We start from the raw sequence: 743 nt of genomic DNA on the forward strand, positions 1-743 counted from the left end.
TATCTGGGGCTGACGACGTTTCCGGCCACGCTTACTGTCGCTGAGATTGATGAGCTTTTCATGCTGGACGATGATATCGCCCGGATGGTTGGAGCGCGGCGGACACCGCTGACTCGCCTGGGGCTGGTGCTGCAGATCGGCTTTCTGCGCCTCACCGGGCGTTCGCTGAATTCGGTGCAAGTGATCCCGCCAGCTGTGCTGACGCGCGCCGGCCAGGCAGCGGATATTTCGGCTCCGCAATTGGCGTCGATCCGTTCGATCTACCGGCGACGGATGACGCTTTATCATCACCAGCAGGCTGCGATGGCCGCGCTGGCCTTCAGGGATTATAGCGACGCCAGCGAGCGCGCCCTGACCGGCCATTTGCGCCGCATGGCGACCCAGAGCTTCGACAGCGCGGCGCTCACGCGCCAGGCGATGATCTGGCTTTTTGAGCACCATTGGGTGCTGCCGGGCCAAAGCCGGATCGAAGACCGGGTGGCAGCTGCTCAAGCCTATGTCACCAAGTCCATTCGCGCAGAGATGATGCAAACAGTTGGTGGGCAATGCGTGCAGCGTTGGGTCCAGGATTTGTCTGCCGTCCATGACGAGGAAACGGGCGAGACGCTGTTTGAATGGCTGCGCAAGCCCACCACCGGTACAAGCCAGATCAATATTGCCGAAGCAGCGCAGCGGCTCAATGCGCTGCGGAACCTGGGGGCTGACAGGCTATCGCTGGGCGCCCTGCCGATAACCGGAATGCG

At 62.2% G+C, this 743-nt stretch carries 1 protein-coding gene; it reads left to right on the plus strand.

All coding sequences use genetic code 11. The features are described from left to right. The coding region (locus tag AACY19_RS26635) for a DUF4158 domain-containing protein (protein ID WP_339454467.1) at positions 1–743 on the plus strand (743 nt) is incomplete at both ends.

This window comes from Pseudomonas sp. EA_5y_Pfl2_R50 (assembly GCF_963970475.1).
Taxonomy (GTDB): domain Bacteria; phylum Pseudomonadota; class Gammaproteobacteria; order Pseudomonadales; family Pseudomonadaceae; genus Aquipseudomonas.